At 43.7% G+C, this 18,086-nt stretch carries 17 protein-coding genes; 3 read left to right on the top strand and 14 right to left on the bottom strand.

Annotation, left to right across the window (positions count from 1 at the left end; all coding sequences use genetic code 11):
- Window positions 1-306: 306 nt before the first annotated feature.
- The 9 genes from SNE26_RS22675 to SNE26_RS22635 form a co-directional block, all read right to left on the bottom strand.
- Window positions 307-936 (bottom strand): SprT-like domain-containing protein, encoded by a 630-nt coding sequence (locus SNE26_RS22675; RefSeq protein ID WP_321556153.1) that lies wholly within the window; start codon window positions 934-936, stop codon window positions 307-309.
- 215 nt (window positions 937-1,151) lie between these two features.
- On the bottom strand, window positions 1,152-1,664 hold the full coding sequence (locus tag SNE26_RS22670; RefSeq protein ID WP_321556152.1) for a hypothetical protein: 513 nt from the start codon (window positions 1,662-1,664) through the stop codon (window positions 1,152-1,154).
- Window positions 1,665-2,018: 354 nt separating this feature from the next.
- Window positions 2,019-4,133: a ferrous iron transport protein B gene (feoB, locus tag SNE26_RS22665; RefSeq protein ID WP_321556151.1), complete on the bottom strand. Its 2,115-nt coding sequence runs from the start codon at window positions 4,131-4,133 to the stop codon at window positions 2,019-2,021.
- Between the two features lie 11 nt (window positions 4,134-4,144).
- Window positions 4,145-4,360 (bottom strand): FeoA family protein, encoded by a 216-nt coding sequence (locus tag SNE26_RS22660; RefSeq protein ID WP_321560051.1) that lies wholly within the window; start codon window positions 4,358-4,360, stop codon window positions 4,145-4,147.
- A gap of 456 nt (window positions 4,361-4,816) precedes the next feature.
- Window positions 4,817-4,969, bottom strand: a complete 153-nt coding sequence (locus SNE26_RS22655; protein WP_321556150.1) for a hypothetical protein — start codon at window positions 4,967-4,969, stop codon at window positions 4,817-4,819.
- On the bottom strand, window positions 4,956-5,354 hold the full coding sequence (locus SNE26_RS22650) for a VanZ family protein (protein ID WP_321556149.1): 399 nt from the start codon (window positions 5,352-5,354) through the stop codon (window positions 4,956-4,958). The genes SNE26_RS22655 and SNE26_RS22650 overlap by 14 nt, the downstream gene beginning before the upstream one ends.
- 1 nt (window position 5,355) lies before the next feature.
- A complete protein-coding gene (gene gcvH / locus SNE26_RS22645; RefSeq protein ID WP_321556148.1) occupies window positions 5,356-5,736 on the bottom strand; it encodes a glycine cleavage system protein GcvH in 381 nt (126 codons plus the stop codon).
- 163 nt (window positions 5,737-5,899) lie between these two features.
- On the bottom strand, window positions 5,900-6,925 hold the full coding sequence (locus SNE26_RS22640; protein ID WP_321556147.1) for a tetratricopeptide repeat protein: 1,026 nt from the start codon (window positions 6,923-6,925) through the stop codon (window positions 5,900-5,902).
- 41 nt (window positions 6,926-6,966) lie between these two features.
- Window positions 6,967-7,914 (bottom strand): tetratricopeptide repeat protein, encoded by a 948-nt coding sequence (locus SNE26_RS22635; RefSeq protein ID WP_321556146.1) that lies wholly within the window; start codon window positions 7,912-7,914, stop codon window positions 6,967-6,969.
- 139 nt (window positions 7,915-8,053) lie between these two features.
- Here SNE26_RS22635 and SNE26_RS22630 point away from each other — a divergent pair, with 139 nt between their 5' ends.
- The 3 genes from SNE26_RS22630 to SNE26_RS22620 all read left to right on the top strand — a co-directional run bounded on the left by SNE26_RS22630 (window position 8,054) and on the right by SNE26_RS22620 (window position 10,852).
- Window positions 8,054-9,265: a serine hydrolase domain-containing protein gene (locus SNE26_RS22630; protein ID WP_321556145.1), complete on the top strand. Its 1,212-nt coding sequence runs from the start codon at window positions 8,054-8,056 to the stop codon at window positions 9,263-9,265.
- A gap of 102 nt (window positions 9,266-9,367) precedes the next feature.
- Complete coding sequence (locus SNE26_RS22625) at window positions 9,368-9,682, top strand: YbaB/EbfC family nucleoid-associated protein (RefSeq protein WP_321556144.1); 315 nt, start codon at window positions 9,368-9,370, stop codon at window positions 9,680-9,682.
- Window positions 9,683-10,174: 492 nt separating this feature from the next.
- A complete protein-coding gene (locus tag SNE26_RS22620) occupies window positions 10,175-10,852 on the top strand; it encodes a metal-dependent hydrolase (protein ID WP_321556143.1) in 678 nt (225 codons plus the stop codon).
- Between the two features lie 194 nt (window positions 10,853-11,046).
- Here the strand turns inward: SNE26_RS22620 and SNE26_RS22615 are convergent, their stop codons facing one another.
- The 5 genes from SNE26_RS22615 to SNE26_RS22595 all read right to left on the bottom strand — a co-directional run bounded on the left by SNE26_RS22615 (window position 11,047) and on the right by SNE26_RS22595 (window position 18,019).
- Window positions 11,047-11,232 carry a hypothetical protein gene (locus tag SNE26_RS22615; RefSeq protein WP_321556142.1) on the bottom strand — a complete coding sequence of 62 codons (186 nt, stop codon included), beginning with the start codon at window positions 11,230-11,232 and terminating at the stop codon, window positions 11,047-11,049.
- Between the two features lie 73 nt (window positions 11,233-11,305).
- On the bottom strand, window positions 11,306-12,568 hold the full coding sequence (locus SNE26_RS22610) for a glucose-1-phosphate adenylyltransferase (RefSeq protein ID WP_321556141.1): 1,263 nt from the start codon (window positions 12,566-12,568) through the stop codon (window positions 11,306-11,308).
- On the bottom strand, window positions 12,565-13,989 hold the full coding sequence (locus tag SNE26_RS22605; RefSeq protein ID WP_321556140.1) for a glycogen/starch synthase: 1,425 nt from the start codon (window positions 13,987-13,989) through the stop codon (window positions 12,565-12,567). Before SNE26_RS22605 ends, SNE26_RS22610 begins: the two co-directional genes overlap by 4 nt.
- A 479-nt stretch (window positions 13,990-14,468) precedes the next feature.
- Window positions 14,469-17,276, bottom strand: a complete 2,808-nt coding sequence (polA, locus tag SNE26_RS22600) for a DNA polymerase I (protein WP_321556139.1) — start codon at window positions 17,274-17,276, stop codon at window positions 14,469-14,471.
- A 161-nt stretch (window positions 17,277-17,437) separates the two neighbouring features.
- A complete protein-coding gene (locus SNE26_RS22595) occupies window positions 17,438-18,019 on the bottom strand; it encodes a DNA-3-methyladenine glycosylase I (protein WP_321556138.1) in 582 nt (193 codons plus the stop codon).
- Window positions 18,020-18,086: the final 67 nt, after the last annotated feature.

The following is an 18,086-nucleotide window of genomic DNA, read 5'->3' as shown; positions in this document are numbered from 1 at the left end:
AATTAAGCGAGCGTCATTGTGAGGCAGGAGGTGATTTCCGATTCCAGAGTCGTTATGTACAGTTTGGAATTGCTTTTATCTACCCATGGCATAATTAAAAAAACATCGTCATGTTGAACTTGTTTCAACACCCCACTTGCTAAGCCGCATGCTAAGCAAATCGTCTACCTTTCTTGTGGGGTGCTGAAACAAGTTCAGCATGACCGTAATTTTATTATATCATGGGTAGTATGCAAAATCCGGGGCCTCTAAAGGTGCAATGACGTTTTTTATAATACTTGCTTTAAATAACGTGGAGTACGTAACCTACGCCGCCGTAGCTCCCTCTAATAATTCCACCTCAGCCACCGGGCTAAACAGGTAGATGCGTTTGGTTGCCACTTCGGTACATTTAAACCGCTTACGCAGCTTTTCGTCTTTGCGGAATACCCTACCATCCTTCAGTTTAAATAATGCCTTAAGCGGGATCTTTTCTACCGTTAAAATTGCTTCGGATGCTTTGGGTGGATCGTATTTGCGTAACGAACGGTACAGGTTAAGATCCGAGCAGCTTGAAGCAGCGGGGTTATCTAAATAGTTTACGATGGCTTTTTTTATATCAGCAGGAAAAATCTCCTTTTCAAAAAATGGCTGCATCATTTTTTTGAAATTATTTTTCCACTCGGTTCCGTGGGGTTTGGCTTTTTGCTTATGCTCGTTCCAGGTATGCAGGTGCGCAAACTCGTGTACTGTGGTTACCAAAAATGCATAGGGGTTAAGGTCGTAATTTACCGAGATCCGGTGACCTTTGCCGCCATAGGGTGAGCGGTAATCGCCAAATTTACTGTTGCGGTTGCGCGAAATTTTAAATTCGCATTTGAAGTAGTCGATCCACCGGGCAACAAGCGGGGCTGCTTCTGCCGGTAAATATTTCTCTAAAACTTTTACTTTATCCAATTTTTACCTCAATACAAAAGTAAGGTTTTGTAGTCGATAGTCCATGGACCATAGTCGATAGTTTGTAAAACTTTTGTAATCGATAGACCATAGTCGATAGTTCATAAAAACCCGCTGTTCAAAGTCTCTGACTTTGGACGAATATGTATGAAGTACAAGCATATGGATTCGAAATCGGAGACATCGAACGGCAATACACATATTTCAGGATCATATCATTCATCATAATGATAGGCCCTAAAAATTATATTATTTGATTTAAATAATTCAGTGCCTAAAAAAGTGATTTTTTGAATATTCAATGCCGGTTCTATTTCGCTATAATTCCAATATAAATAGTGGGGTAAATTAATGTGCTTTTTATTATCAAGATAAATGATAATACACTTAATATCATTTTTATAGCCGTAAAACGACGAGCTATATCCTTTTATTTGATTGGTTATGTGCTGGCGTTGCCAAAATAAATAGTCTTTTAAAATAATTTCATTGTCGGCAATGATAATCCCGTAGCGAATAGTTGAAATTATTTGCACAATTTGTGCACAGAAATAACCCAACATAAATAGACCAGCAATAATTATTCCTGTCCCTTCCAGAATGCCTTGTTCCTGTACAATTTGCGGGACACTTAATAAAAATGCCAATAAGAATAAGCAGAAAATCAAGCTTATTATTAACAAGAAAAAATATAGGGGATAGTTGAATTTTGTTTTAAAAGTTGGCATGCACCAATATAAAAAAGCTTTCTTGTATAAGGAATTAAATTTACTTAAGCTTTGCAGTCCAAACAAAGTCAGAAACTATGGGCTGAATATGTATAATAAACCATGAACTAATAAAACTACCTCGCTGTTCAAAGTCTCTGACTTTGGACGAATATGTCTGTAGTTACAAACTACAGACCGCTTGGTTCTTCTTTGGTTTTAGCCTGAAGTAATTATGTAGTTGCAAACTACATGCATATCAAATTCGAAGTCAGAGACTTCGAATAGCAGTGGCAGTAAAAACTTTTGGTTAAAGTATATTGCCATGGTCTATGGACTATCGACCATGGACTAAAAAGACCATAAACTAAAAAGCTACTTAAGCCAATGATAAACAATGAAGCTCGCCGTATAAGCCAGCGCGGTCATATAGGCAAACTGGGCAGCCGGCCATCGCCAGTCTTTGGTTTCGCGATACACTACGGCCACGGTACTGGCGCATTGCATGGCAAAGGCATAAAACATCATGAGCGAGAAGGCCACCGCCAGCGTAAACACCGGCTGACCGGTTTCGGGGTTCTTAGCCTCATGCATTTTTTCCTGAACCGACTGCAGCTTATCGGCATCGCCCTCCACGCTGTAAATGGTGGCCATGGTACCAACAAATACTTCGCGGGCAGCAAAGGAGCTGATCAGGGCTATACCTATCTTCCAATCGAAGCCAAGGGGTTTAATAACGGGTTCAATAACATGGCCAAACACGCCGGCGTATGAGTTTTCCAGTTTTTCGGACGCGATAACTTTGGTGAGGCTATCCGGCGTCATCGTTTTGGTGTATTGGGGCTGGCTATAAGTTTTATCTATTTGCGCAAACCTGTCACCAGGGCCGTATGATTTCATTACCCACAGGATCACGGAAACGGCAATGATCACCTTGCCGGCCTGCAGTACGAAAGTTTTTGAACGGTCATACATGGTAAAGATCACATTTTTCCACCTTGGCATGCGGTACACGGGCAGCTCCATAATAAAGTAGCCGCGTTCGCGGGCTTTCAGGATAAACTTCATTACAAAAGCCACAATTACGGCCGAAAAAATGCTGAGCACATACATAGCGGTAAGCGCCAGGCCCTGCAGGTTAAAAATCCACCAAACATTGCGGTTAGGCACTACCAGGGCAATCAACAGGGTATAAACCGGTAAACGGGCCGAGCAGGCCACCAGGGGGGTAACCATGATGGTGATCATCCTGTCTTTCCAGTTTTCGATGGTGCGGGTACTCATAATAGAAGGTACCGCGCAGGCAAAACCGCCGATAAGCGGTACTACCGATTTGCCGTTAAGCCCTACCTTGCGCATCACTTTATCCATCATAAAGGTAACGCGCGACATGTAGCCGGTATCTTCTAAAATAGAGATCAGCGCAAACAGGATGGCTATTTGCGGTATAAACACCAGTACCCCGCTCAGGCCGGCAAGTACCCCGTCGATGATCAGGCTGCTTAGCGGACCGGCAGGCAATATTTTAGCAGCGCCAGCCTGCAGCCAGATAAACAGGTCTTCGATGAGCGACATCGGGTAGGCCGACCATGAAAAGATAGCCTGGAATATGAACAGTAAGATGGCGAAGAAGATCACAAAACCAAATACTTTGTGGGTGAGGACCTTATCTATCTTGTTGCTTACGGTTTCGTCGTGCGCCGTTTCAGACTTTTTAACCGTATCGTAAAGCAGGTCGTTGATGAAGTTGTAACGGGCGATAGTTTCTGTGGCCTGCGCTTTTTGCGAGTGGAAAGCATGTTCCTGCTCCAACTGTTCAATCCTGTCGCTTTCGGCTGCTGAAAGATAGCTCAGGGTTTCGTGCTGATGGGCAAGCTGCAAAGCCACATAAGGGTTTTCAACCTGCATCTCCCCTTTTATTTGTGCTATAATGCCCGGGGCAATGCTTTCAATATCAATGGTATCCTGCTGCAGCGGAACGTTATTGGAAAAAGCAATGGCACTTTTAAGCTTATCGATACCCGTGTTTTTCCTGGCGGAGATGGGCACCACCGGTACGCCAAGCTTTTTGGCAAAAAGATCAATGTTTATTTTGATGCCCGCTTTGTCCGACACATCTATCATGTTAAGCGCCACTACTACGGGGATCTTCAGATCGGCAATCTGGGTATAAAGCAGCAGGTTGCGTTTTAAGTTGGATGCATCAAGGATCACCACAACCAGGTCGGGCACCATGCCTTTTGATTTATCGGCCAGTACCGAAAACACGATGGATTCGTCTTTACTTTTTGGGTAGATGCTGTAAGTGCCCGGAAGGTCAATTATTTCGGCCGTACGGTCGTCAGGCAGTTGGCAAAAGCCTGTTTTTTTATCAACAGTAACCCCCGGAAAATTCCCGATCTTTTGATTTAACCCGGTTAGTATATTAAACAGAGTTGATTTACCGGTATTTGGATTTCCTACAAGTGCAACTCTTATATCGGCTTTCAATGCTTACAAAACTACTGCAAAATGATGGTGGACGCTTCAAACCTGCGTAAGCTCAGCTGGTAGCCTGACACGCTGATGGCAATAGGATCGCCGAGGGGGGCGATACGCGATATGCGGACCTCTTCGCCGGGTAAACAGCCCATCTCCATCAGTTTTACTGACATTTCAAGATCGGTAAATTCTTTTACAATACCAATTTCGCCTACTTCCAGTTGTGATAGCCTCATCATTTATAATCTAAAACGTAGCAAATGTAAGCTTATTTATATTAAATCCAAATAAGATGTGCGGAGATGTGCAGATTTTAAATATGCAGCTGTGCAAATGACTTTAATGTGAAGTTTGGATGCAATTGTGAGGATTCAGGATGTGCAGATTTCAAATGTGCAGATGACTTTTTGATGCCATTGATTTTGCTTTTTTCTGCTTTTTACTGACACGATGCTGTCAGTGTTCAATTTTTGAAAAACGGGTGTTCAACTTTTTACCTCTAAAAAATGCAATGCTCTGATTATCAGCGATACTTTGTTCATGTTTGATAATCGGCTGATAATTGCTAAAATTAAGATATTGATTATCAGTTGTTTTTGTTTTGAAGATAATCACAAGTGTTTACACCTAAAAAAGTTGAACACCCGCAAAGTGAAGAATAAATTATGTTTGGCCTGATATAGTTTTACAGGCTAAGCCATCATTTGCACATCCGTACATTTTGAATCCGCAGATTTGATTTTTCCAAAATGCGGGCAGCCGCAACCCTTGTGGAAAATGCCGCATGATGAACCTGCTGTTAACAGCAGCGCGCCCAATAAAATTACCAGTTTATTTTTTTTCATTTTTTCCAATTGCCTCAACAGTCAGCATAACACTAAAAACTCCCATACAAGCCCCAAGTACATCGCAAAAAAGATCGTTCCAGTCGCCGGTGCGCCAGGTGAAAACAGATGCCTGCAGCACTTCAATAAACCCTCCGAAAAACACGCTGATAGCCCATATCGCGAATGCCCCTGTATACGTAAGCCGCCCTGGTTTTTGTTGCCTTATAACACCAAAACAAACCAGTACAATAAGGGTGAAAAACAAACCGCAGTGTGTGAGCTTATCAAAGCCTTCAAAAAACATGGGGGCGTTATCAACAGAATCAAGATGTACTGAGCAAATTACTAAAACAAATAAGGCCCACAATATAGCGGGCCAGTGATATTTTAAAAACAGCTTCATCTTATACGCCGATAACCGCTTTATAAGCATCGGCAGATAAAAGTGAGTCAACATCGGCAGCATCAGCTACGGTGATCTTTACCATCCAGCCTTCGCCATAAGGGTCGGTGTTAACCAGTTCGGGCTGGTTGTTTAACGCCGGGTTAACTTCGGTTACGGTACCGGCAATAGGCATAAACAGGTCTGATACAGTTTTTACTGCTTCAACGGTACCAAAAACTTCGTCCTTAGCAACCTCTTTACCTAATGACGTAACATCAACATACACAATGTCACCCAGTTCGCTTTGAGCAAATTCGGTGATGCCTACGGTAGCTACATTGCCTTCAACCTTAATCCACTCGTGGTCTTTGGTGTATTTTAATTCAGCCGGAAAATTCATGTCGTTAAATTTTGTGTGCTCAAAAATAGTGTAAATATGTTTCAATGTGCAAATTTCAAATGTGCAGATCAGCATATTTTTAACACGCCGATGATTTTATCCATTTCATTAGGCTTGCTAAAATCTGCACATCTGTAATTTGCACATCATTACATCAGCGTAATTAAAAGCGTTTGGTATTTGCCACCCAACTATCAAGTGCGCTGAGTTTTGGTTGGTTTTCTTTAAACCATTTAGTGTTTTCATCCTGCCTCACAGTTAGTGATACCACGCGGGCAAACGCTTCCATGTTTTCGCTTTCGCCAAGTTTTTTAAAATAATCGGCGTAGTAATTATTGAAAAATGTACCATTTCCTTTATCGCCGTAAAAGATTGGTGCTGCTTTAAAAATTTGTGTAAGCTGTAATTTAAGCGAATCGGTAGCACTTAGCCCGGTTTTACCCAATGTGGCGTTTAATATAGTCATGGGCAGCATAAGGTTGCCGGAATTGAGGTCGGCCTCTGCAATATTGATATTAACGCTTTTGTCGCCTGTTTTTTTGATGCCATAAGTTAAAATTTCATGTATCCGATTGTAGGCGTAATCAGATCGTTTGGTATTAGGCTCAAGTATTAAAAAGCTACACCAGGCCAGCAACGCGCAGCCGAGCTTTTTTTGGTCGGCCAGGATCATGGCATAAATCCGGTGACTGCTGGCATGTTTTGGCTGAAGTTTGATCGCACTGGCGGCATAAGTTTCCGCTTCGGCTGTTTGTCCGTCGCGAAAAAGGGTAATGGCAATATTAAAGTGCAGGCGCTGGTAGGATGGATCCATTTTAAGGCCTTTGCGGTAGTACTCTATGGCTTTGGCGGTTTGTTTATCATCGTCATAGATACTGCCCAGCATATCATAAGCGCCGGCGGCGTTAGGGTTTAGCGATAAAACCTTTTCAAGGTATGGAATAGCTTCCTTTTCTTTGCCCGAACTGAATAAGGAGTAGCCAATTTCATAATAAGCATCATCATAATCGGGTTTTAGTTTCGCGGCAGCCTTGTATTTTTCGATAGCTTCGTCATATTTACCCTGATTATGTAGGGTAACGCCGGCATCAAGAAGCACCTTGGCTTCGTCTTTTTGTTGCGCGTAAGTTTTTAACGCAAAAAGGTGGGCTATAAAAAATAGCAGCAGAATAGAGTGAAAGGTTTTCATGGTGAAATCTACGAAACGGATCCCGCAAAAAAAAAGCTACGCTAAAATTTTCGGTCGGCGGTTGCTATCCATTCTTCCAGCGCCTTGCGTTTACCGGTATTATCCTGCAGCCATTGGGCAGCCGTGGCTTTGTCGGCACTCAGGCCAATCAGTTTCACAGCAATTGTGAAATGCGGGGATTGAGATAATTTATAAAAAAAGGCAGCATAGTAATTCCAGAAGAAGGTTTGCTTACCATTTTTTTCGCCAAGTTTGCCAACATCGGTAAAAATGCTTTTGAGTTGAGTTTCGAGGTTGCCCCCCGCGGTGGCAACAGAAGCACTTAAAGTTTTGTTCAGCAATAAAGTTTCAGCATCAGGCTTGCCGGCTTTCAGGTCGCCGCCCTTTAATAAACTTTGCAGGTTGGTATAGGCTTCATCGGCACGGGAGCCTTCAGGGTCAAGGAGCAGGAAACTGGACAGGCCCGTTAATGCCGGCACCCTTTTGTTTTGGTGGAATGTCACCAGTCCGTACAAGCGCTGGCTGTTGGCATGTTTAGGATCAAGTTTAATAGCTTCAATAGCGGCCTGTTCGGCATCGGCATATTTTTGCGCGCGAAAATAGGCTATCCCCAGGTTAAAATATAACGGTTGATAGCCGGGCTTTAATTTGATCCCCTCCTTATAAGCATCGATGGCCTGCTGGGGTTGATGGGCGGTATCATAAATGCTACCCATTAGTTCATAAGCAGGGACTGTGAGGTCGCCGCCCGTTTTTATGACATTGTTAAGATAAGGTATCGCTTCCGTCCCCTTGCCCGAAGCATTGAGGCTGAAAGCCAGCTGGTAATTGGCCTGCGCGTTACCTGGCTCGGCTGCAAGCGCCTCTTTGTATTTTTCAATAGCTGCCAAATAATTTTTTTCACTGTTAAGCCTGATGCCTTCCTTTATTGTACTGTTAACATCAACATTTTGAGCATATGCCAATCCTGCGGCGATCATGAAGGCCATAATGAACAAACATTTTTTCAACAAAATCATACTTAAACATACTAATTGTGCTAACAAACAGAAAATTTTAAAACTTTAATCAATACCTGCTGTATAATTTCTAATTTTCGCATTCGTTTAGTGTGAGATAAATTGATTTATGAGATTAGTGTACAAAAGCCTGGTAGTGTTTACTGCCCCCCTGTTACTGTTAGCCTGTTCATCCAAAAATAAAAATAAAGACCAATCGCAGTCGCAGGCTGCCGCCAGGCCGCTTGATACTACAGCCCTGCTGGCCTATAATCCTAAAAATGCCGATAAAAGAATTGACGCTGTGATGCAGGAATTGCACCGTACCCGCGGCTTTAATGGCAATGTGCTGGTGGCAAAAAAAGGCAAAATAGTTTATGAAAAAGCCATAGGCTGGGCCGACTACCTGCACCGCGACAGCCTGAAGATAGGTTCGCAGTTTGAGCTGGCTTCGGTAACTAAAACCATGACATCAACCGGCATCCTCCTGCTGATGGAACGCGGCAAACTGAAACTTGATGACGATGTTAAAAAGTTTTTCCCCGATTTTCCGTATGATGGGGTAACTATCCGGCTGCTGCTTACCCACCGGTCGGGCATGATGAATTACGTATATTTTATTGACGATATATACCGTAAGCAACACCTGAACCAGCGAAAGGGCCTTACCAATGCCGAAGCCATGAAAATGATTGCCGATTATAAGCCAACGCGTTTCAACGAGCCTAATAAACGTTTCCTGTATAACAACTCCAACTTTATGGTGCTGGGGTCCATCATTGAAAAGGTGAGCGGAATGAGCTACGCTCAATTTATGCAAGAAAATGTGTTTAAACCCGCCAGCATGGCGCATACCCATGTTTACTCAAAAGCGGTATATGATAAAATACCTGTTGATGTTGTAGGGCACGACCGCGGCCAGTGGCGTTATTCGGTAGTACAAAACTTTTTGGATGGTCCGGTGGGCGACAAAGGCATTTACAGCACGGTTGGCGACTTGTTCCTGTTTGATCGTGCCCTGCGCGCGGGGTTGTTGTTAAAACCGGCCACGCTTGATTCGGCCTATGTACCGCGTAACCCAATGGTGCACGGGCATTTTAGCTACGGCTACGGCTGGCGTACGTTTACTGCACCGGGCGAGGAGGTGATCTATCATACCGGGTGGTGGCATGGTTTTAGACATATTTACCTGCGGGATATGAAACACGACATTACCATAGTATTGCTTACCAACCTGGCCAACGGCAGTTTATTGAAGCTTGATGACCTGTTTAAAACGGCCGGCATGCCGGTTGTACGCAAAAGCGCATATAACGGTAATGGTGATACCAGTGATGATTAATTTTTTGGTGAGTGGTTTATTTGGTTGATTAAGTGAATGGTTAAATTTTCAACCTAATCAACCACTCACCAAATCAACCACTCACTAACTAAACTAAATACAATGTTTGATAAATTAATGGAAGCCCAGCAAAAGGCTGGCGAAATGAAAAAACGCCTTGATGCCATCAGTGTGTCAGGCACAGCCGAAGGCGGCAAAATAATTGTGAATGCCAATGCGAATAAAGTAATCCAGTCGGTACAGATCGATCCTGATTTTTTAGCAGGTGCCGATAAAGAAGAATTGGAAGAACTCTTGGTTGTTGCGGTGAATAAAGCGCTTGAACAAGCCGAAAACATCAGCCAAAGCGAAATGGCTGCCATGACCCAAAGCATGTTTGGTGGTTTGGGTGGCCTGGGTAATATGTTTGGTAAGTAAGTCTGATTCTTAGATCCTTTTTTAAGGTATCAAAGCGTCATTGCGAGTACCCATCAGGAAAATCCTGAAAAAAAATGTAATGACGTACAAGCTATACTTTAGGAATGTTGCGCGGGGGCGCGTTAGGGATAGCAGCGTAAAGCCCACAGCGCGGGTTGGGTTTGCGGCCGGCAAGGCGAGGACTTGCAGCGGATAGCCCGGCCGCAGGCAACGCCCATATCATAAAACGCATCGAAAAAATATCTTAATAATCAATAATTTACGATCACGTCATTATAAGGCACGAAGCAATCCCCGATTAGCAGAACCGCTCTGTTAAGTTCGCGATTGCTTCGTAACTCGCAATGACGCTTTGCTTTCTATAGGGCTTTTTTACATTTTTGAGGTTTTATAGCACTGTCTGTTCAAACGCCTGTTTGTAACTTTTCTGCCATTAAAATCAAATCGCTGTTGTAACTGTTTACTTTTGATCAGATCATAAAATAACATTCTATGAAAACTACTTATTATGGACAGTCGGCCCTTGAGATTGTAACTGGTGGGAAGAAATTGCTTTTCGACCCTTTTATAAGCCCGAACCCGCTGGCAAAGGATATTGATATTCACAGCCTAAAGCCCGATTATATCCTGGTATCGCACGGGCATGGCGACCATGTGGCCGATCTTTTGGAAATTGCCAAAAGCAGCGGTGCAAAAGTGATTTGTATTGCCGAAATTGCCGGATGGCTCGGTACTAAAGGCATTGAAAATGTACATGGCATGAATATAGGCGGCGGTTTTAACTTTGATTTTGGACGGGTTAAAATGGTAAACGCGGTACATTCGAGCACTTTGCCCGACGGCTCACCAGGCGGCAATCCTGCCGGTTTTTTAATTTATGCAGAGGGAAAGGTTATTTATTTTGCAGGCGATACGGCGCTTACCTATGATATGAAACTGCTTGCAGATGAAAACCTCGACTGGGCATTCCTGCCTATCGGCGATAATTACACCATGGGTGCAGATGACGCCATTAAAGCATCAGCGTTCATCAATTGTAAAAACATCATCGGGGTTCATTATGACTCATTCCCGGTTATCAAAATTGACAAGGATGAGGTGGCTGAGAAATTTATAAAGGCAGGTTTGAATTTGAAGTTACCGGCTATTGGTGAAACTATTGAGTTGTAAAAACACACCTATCGGTCATCCCGAACTTGTTTCGGGAACCCATAAAGCATGTCTGCATGGCAGATCGTAAACTCAGCATGTGGGGTGTTGAAACAAGTTACCCATGACAATTATAAACAACAAAAGGCGCGGGATACCGGGCCTTTTGTTGTTTGATACCGCCGGACTTTAACTTCCGGCTTTCCACTAAAGACTTATTTCCTTTTCATCTTCATGGTGTCTTTTTTCATGATGGTATCTTTTTTCATTTTCTTCGTTTTCTTCTTCTTGGTAGTATCAGTTTGCATAATGCCTTTTGACGGGCGAACCATTGTACCATGAGCGAAAACGCTGCTGAAGGAGATCGCTGCTAAAGCGATCATACATAGTGCCTTTTTCATAGTTGATTATGTTTTAGATGGTTAGTACTATCTATAACAAATTAACTATGGTTTGTTTTTTTTATTTTTTTAATTAAATAACTGTGCCGCTTGGTATTATAGCACGTTTCTTAACTACAACAATACCGTCTTGCACGGTATGGGTGCCGTAATCGCCGTCTTCAAGCTTCTCGCCACAGTTAATGGTTACGTTATCGCCGATGTAAGTATTTTTATCAATGATGGCGTTTTGGATCTGGCAATTATCGCCAATGCCCATAATGGGCGAACCGCTTTCTTTGGATTCGGCGATCTCTTCAAGGGTTTGATAATTGTCGCTGCCCATTACATAACAGTTTTCAATAATGGTATTAACACCAATGCGGGTACGGATCCCTATTATCGAATGTGTGATCTGTTTGGCATTGATAATACAACCATCGGCAACAATAGATTTTTCCATCAGCGTGCCCGATATTTTTGATGGAGGTAGCATGCGTGCACGGGTATAGATCGGGTTTTTATCAAACAGGTTAAACTTGGGGATGTTATCAGTTAAACCAAGGTTAGCCTCAAAAAATGAAGGGATAGTACCAATATCTGTCCAGTAGCCTTCGTATTGATAGCTGGCTACACGGTGACCTTCAATTGATTGCGGGATGATCTCTTTACCAAAGTCGGTACGTTCATTGCCTTCAAGTAACTCATATAATAGCTTGCGGTTAAAAATGTAGATACCCATCGACGCCAGGTATACACGGCCTTCAGCTTCCATCTCCGGACTAACCTCTGATGCCCAGCTTTCGAAATTGCTTTTGGGCTTTTCGATAAACGAGGTGATCATGTTGTTTTCGTCCGTTTTAAGAATTCCGAAGCCCGGAACGTCAGCTGCATCAACAGGGATGGTAGCTATCGAAATTTCGGCATTGGTTTCAATATGATGGTTAATCATATCTTCAAAATCCATCTGGTACAGTTGATCGCCCGAGAGGATGAGCACATACTCAAACTCATGCACTGCCAGGTGGTGTAAACTTTGCCTAACAGCATCGGCTGTACCCTGGAACCAGGCCACGCTCGACGGCGTTTGCTCTGCCGCAAGGATATCAACAAAAGCATCACTAAAGCTACTGAAATGATAGGTGTTTTTGATGTGCTTGTTTAAGGATGCCGAGTTAAACTGCGTTAACACATAAATACGTGTAATACCCGAGTGCAGGCAGTTTGAAATAGGGATATCAACCAAACGGTATTTACCCGCAATTGGTACTGCCGGCTTTGACCGCGTTGCGGTAAGCGGTGATAAGCGGCTGCCCTGGCCGCCACCGAGCACAATGGAGATTACTTTGGATGTCATAAAGTTAGTTTTAAGCTTTCGTATAGTTCAGTGTATTGTTGTGTTGAGCGTGCCCATGAAAAATCAAGGGCCATCATTTGCTTGCGGAGTTGCTGCATTTTGGCGTTATCCTGGTAAAGTTGCTTGGCCCTGAAAACCGAGTGGCAAATATCCTGTACGCTGGCTTGTATAAAACGGATACCATAGCCCCCTTCATCACCAAAATCAATAACAGAGTCTTTCAACCCCCCGGTAGTACGTACAATTGGCATGGTGCCGTACCGCAGCGCGTACAGCTGGTTGAGGCCACAAGGTTCTACCCGCGATGGCATTAGCAGAAAATCGGCTCCGGCGTAAATCAGGTGCGCCAATGACTCATCATAACCTATAAACACATTGCAATGTTCGGGGTATTTATTTTTGAGTTGAAGCAGGGCCAGTTCGTTTTCCTTATCGCCGGTGCCTAATGTTACAAAGTTTACTTCGCCTTCGTTTTCGAGCAGGCTGCGCTCAATGGCAGCAGGTAGCAGGTCGGCACCTTTTTCAACAACGAGGCGACCGATAAAGGTGAATAACGGTTTTTCGGGATCAAGCTCAAAGCGTTTGCAAATGGTTTCTTTATTAGCTCTTTTTCCTTTAGCCAATGTTTTAGCGGAGAATTTGGCAGGGATCATCGGGTCGGTTTGCGGGTTCCAAACCTCGGTGTCGATGCCGTTCATAATGCCATAACCTTTTGCCCGTTCAATGTAAAACAGGTATTCCAAACCGTTCGAGTTATAGGTAAGTTCTTCCAGGTAAGTTGGAGATACCGTTGTATAACGCCAGGCGCACTTAACAGCTGCTGCCAATGGGTTAATACCTCCTGCCCAGTCAAGCAGGCCTGTTTTGGTCAGATCGATCTCTGGTAGTAAGGATAGCCTGTCCCAGCCGAAAGCGCCATGGTACTGGCCGTTGTGTATGGTAAATATCGTTGGCGTATTGGCCAGCCTTGTATACAGTTTGGAATGATAAAGCAGGAATGGGACTAAACCGGCATGGTGGTCATGGCAGTGGATCAGATCGGGTGTTTGTTGCGAATAACTGATCCAATCTAAAAATGACAATTGAAAGGCCATGAACTGGTCGCGCTCATCCGGATAGCTGTAGATGTTTTCCCTGTCGAGCAGCCCGGGGATCTTCACTAAGTAAAGTTCAAAACCGAGCTTGTTTGTTTTTTCTTTCAGGATCTCGAAGAAGAGGCGGCGATTACCGAGTAAGGTTGCAGCGGCAAACACTATTTCAAAGTCGTTTTCCTGGGTAAACTTACGGTCGTAAAAAGGCATAACAACCGCAGCCTGCAAACCTGCAAGATTCTGGTACTTAGGCAATGCGCCAACAACATCGGCAAGCCCGCCAACTTTGGCAACGGGATAGCACTCGGCACTCAAATGGTATATTTTCATTCAGGTTTTATTGGCTCAATTTAAGCAAAGATTACCAAAAGAGAAACCTATGAGAATTAATATAGTTTTGGAAAAATTAGATAAAAAGCACTGAAATTTTATTATCGTTAAGATGTTATAGTTGTAAAAATGATAGGGAAAAGGGGGCGGGGTAAGTATGGATTAGTGTATTATGAAAGGGGAAAAACAGCCTTATAATTGCAAAATGCATCATAAACTATACGATATGTCATTGCGAAGGGCTGCAATCGCATACTATGCAGATCGGACAGGCATTGGCTACGAGATTGCCGCGCTTCGCTCGCAATGACATGGTTTTTGTTTGTTTTTAACTTGCGCTCGTTTGTAACGAGTGCTTAACTTGGTTTGGCGATTGTATCGCCAGGGTTGCGTTTTAAACGCAAACCCATATTAAGCGCTCGTTGCAAACGAGCGCAAGGGTATTTTTATGAAGTTCTCCCCTTCAGGGGGCAGGGGGCTTAATGCGCCTCCAGCCAGTTTAAGCCTGTTCCAATCTCCACCATGATAGGTACCTCAGTTTTGATGGCGGTTTTCATGTTGTGCATAATGATGGGTTTTACGATTTCCACTTCATGATGTGGTACGTCAAACACCAACTCGTCATGTACCTGCATGGTCATGCGGGTATCCAACTTTTGGGCTTTCAGTTCGCGGTGGATGTTGATCATGGCTATTTTGATCATATCGGCTGCCGAACCCTGTATAGGCGCATTGATGGCATTTCGCTCAGCAAAACCACGAACAGTTGCGTTGGCCGAATTGATATCGCGCAAGTAGCGGCGACGGCCCATCAGTGTGCACACATAACCGTTTTCGCGGGCGAAGTTCATGGTGTCGCTCATGTATTGCTTAATACCGGCAAACTGGATAAAGTATTGCTCAATAATTTCGGCGGCTTCCTTACGTGGAATGCCCAGGCTTTGCGATAAACCAAAGGCCGATTGCCCGTAAATAATACCGAAGTTAACTGCTTTTGCATTGCGGCGCTGATCGCTGGTTACTTCATCTAACCCGATGCCGTAAACATTAGCGGCAGTTGCCGTATGGATATCGTGGTTATCGATAAAGGCCTGCATCATGTTGGGATCTTTGCTGATCTCAGCTATGATTCGAAGCTCGATTTGCGAATAATCGGCAGATACGATGGTATGATTGTTATCCCTCGGGATAAAAGCCTTCCTTACTTCGCGGCCGCGCTCGGTACGGATAGGGATGTTTTGCAGGTTGGGGTTAACACTGCTTAGCCTGCCTGTTGCGGCAACGGCCTGGTTGTATGAAGTGTGTACCCGCCCGGTTTTAGGGTTCACCATTTGCGGCAAGGCATCCACATAAGTCGATTTTAATTTTTGCAGCTGGCGGAAATCAAGGATATCGCGCACAATATCACTCTTGGCAGCTAATGAAAGCAATACGTCCTCGCCGGTTTGATATTGGCCGGTTTTGGTTTTTTTGGCTTTAGGATCAAGCATCAGTTTTTCGAACAGCACTTCGCCCAGCTGTTTTGGCGATGCAATGTTGAACTTTACGCCTGCTTTTTCATAAACTGTTTTTTCGTACTGGGCAATATCTGTTTCCAGTGTTTTGCTGAAATCGCGCAGGGTATCATGATCTATTTTTACACCTTCATACTCCATATCGGCAAGCACATATATTAACGGGTGCTCTATTTCATTTACCAGCTTTTCGCCCTCAACTTCTTTTAGCTTCGGCTCAAAAACATCTTTTAGCTGCAGGGTGATATCGGCATCCTCGGCGGCGTATTCTTTTATTTTTTCAAAATCCACGTCGCGCATATTGCCCTGGTTTTTGCCTTTCGGGCCAATAAGCTCGGTTATGGAAACGGGTTTGTAGCCAAGGTAATTTTCCGACAGGATATCCATATTATGGCGGGTATCCGGATCAAGGATGTAATGGGCCAGCATGGTATCAAACAGGGTGCCTTTTACCTCAATGTTGTACCATTTCAGCATCAGGATATCAAACTTAATATTCTGCCCTATTTTGCCGATATTTTCATTTTCAAGCACCGCTTTAAATTCGGTAACAATGCTTTGCGCCCCAGTCTGATCGGCAGGGACAGGTACGTACCAGCCTTCGCCCGGTTTAACGGCGAATGATAGACCTACCAGCTCACAGTGGTTAGGATCCGTACCGGTGGTTTCGGTATCAAAGCAAATGGTTTGCTGCTGTGCTAATATTTTAATGAGTTCGGCGCGTTTTTCAATAGTATCCGCCAGGTGATACTCATGCGGTGTATTGTTAATGTTTTTGGCGGCAAGGGTAAGCTCCTCATGAATATCCTCTACATCAACCGTCATGGTAGTACGACCGGTTGCCGTCGGGTTGCCAAAAAGATCGATCTGGGTTCCGGCCGGTTTCAGTTCAGTAATACTGAAATCATCACCAAATACACGCCTGCCTAAAGTTCGAAACTCCAGTTCGGCAAAAAGCGGCTCCAATAATTCCTTACTTGGAGCGCATACTTCAAGGCCTTCTTCATCCAGCTCAACAGGAACATTTAGTAATATGGTAGCCAGTTTTTTTGACATCAGGCCCTGCTCTTTAAACTGCTCTACGTTTTCGCGCTGTTTCCCTTTAAGCTCGTGGCTGTGCTCAAAGATATTTTCCATCGAGCCATATTGTTTAATAAGGGTTTTGGCCGTTTTTTCGCCAATGCCGGGGATGCCGGGGATACCATCTACCGCATCGCCCCATAGGCCTAAAATATCTATCACCTGGTCAACTCGTTCAATTTCCCATTTCGCCAATATCTCTTTAACGCCTTGTATTTCCATCTCGTTACCCATGCGGGCCGGTTTGTAAATGAAAATATTATCTGATACCAACTGGCCAAAATCCTTATCGGGCGTCATACAATAAACGGTGTACCCCTTTTGCTCGGCTTTTTTTGCAAGGGTGCCGATAATGTCATCGGCCTCATACCCGTCGGACGTAATAACCGGGATGTTAAAACCCAATATGATTTTTATAACATAGGGTAAAGCCTTTGCTAAATCTTCGGGCATGGCTTCGCGGTGAGCTTTGTAACCTTCAAAATCGGTATGCCGTTCGGTTGGCGCTTCGGTATCAAAAACCACGGCCATGTGGGTGGGGGCTTCCTTTTTCAAAACATCCAGCAGCGTGTTGGTAAACCCCATCATTGCCGAGGTGTTTAGCCCGTTTGAGGTAAACCGTGGTGTTTTACTTAAAGCAAAATGAGCCCGGTAAATAAGGGCCATGCCATCCAAAAGAAATAGTTTTTTCATAATATCATTAACACTAATTGCACGAATTTAAGCGAATTGATTCGAATTTTTTGATGCCGGGTATTTATGCAAAGAACACGAATTTTAATGAATTGAATAGCCTTTAATTTTATTAATCAATTCGTGCAATTCGATCACATTCGTAAAAATTCGTGTCTGTTTTATTTGAAACTGCAATCAGGAATATGATCATTTACCATACCGGTAGCCTGCATGTGGGCATAACAAATAGTACTGCCGAAAAACTTAAAACCCCGCTTTTTCATATCCTTGCTGATAGCGTCAGATTCGGGACTGGTAGCCGGTATTTTGTGCGAATGATTTACGATGGGTTTTCCATTGGGCATAAAGCTATACAGGTATTTATCAAACGAACCAAATTCTTTTTGTATGCCGATGAACAGCTTAGCATTGTTGATAGCAGCTAATATTTTAAGCCTGTTGCGGATGATGCCTTCATCATGCATTAAGCGTTCAATATCTTCATCGGTAAAAGCCGCAACTTTTTCCACATCAAAATTTGCAAAAGCCTTACGATAACCTTCGCGACGGCGCAATATGGTGATCCAGCTTAAGCCGGCCTGTGCCGATTCTAATATTAAAAATTCAAACAGGGTATGGTCGTCATGAACCTCTTTGCCCCATTCTTCGTCATGATATTTGATGTATAGTTCATCGGTACCTGCCCAGGAGCAGCGGGTTATTGAGTCGGAAGTCTTAAGTTCTAAGTTTGAAGTCGGCATATTTTTAAAGTTTATAGGGTTATAACATTACGTCATTCCGAGGTACGAAGCAATCCCCGATTGGCAG

Origin of the sequence: Mucilaginibacter sp. cycad4 (genome assembly GCF_034263275.1) — a bacterium.
In the GTDB taxonomy this organism is placed as follows: Bacteria; Bacteroidota; Bacteroidia; order Sphingobacteriales; family Sphingobacteriaceae; genus Mucilaginibacter.
Note: the sequence above shows the minus strand (reverse complement) of the source record. Positions and strands in the feature narration are given on the sequence as shown.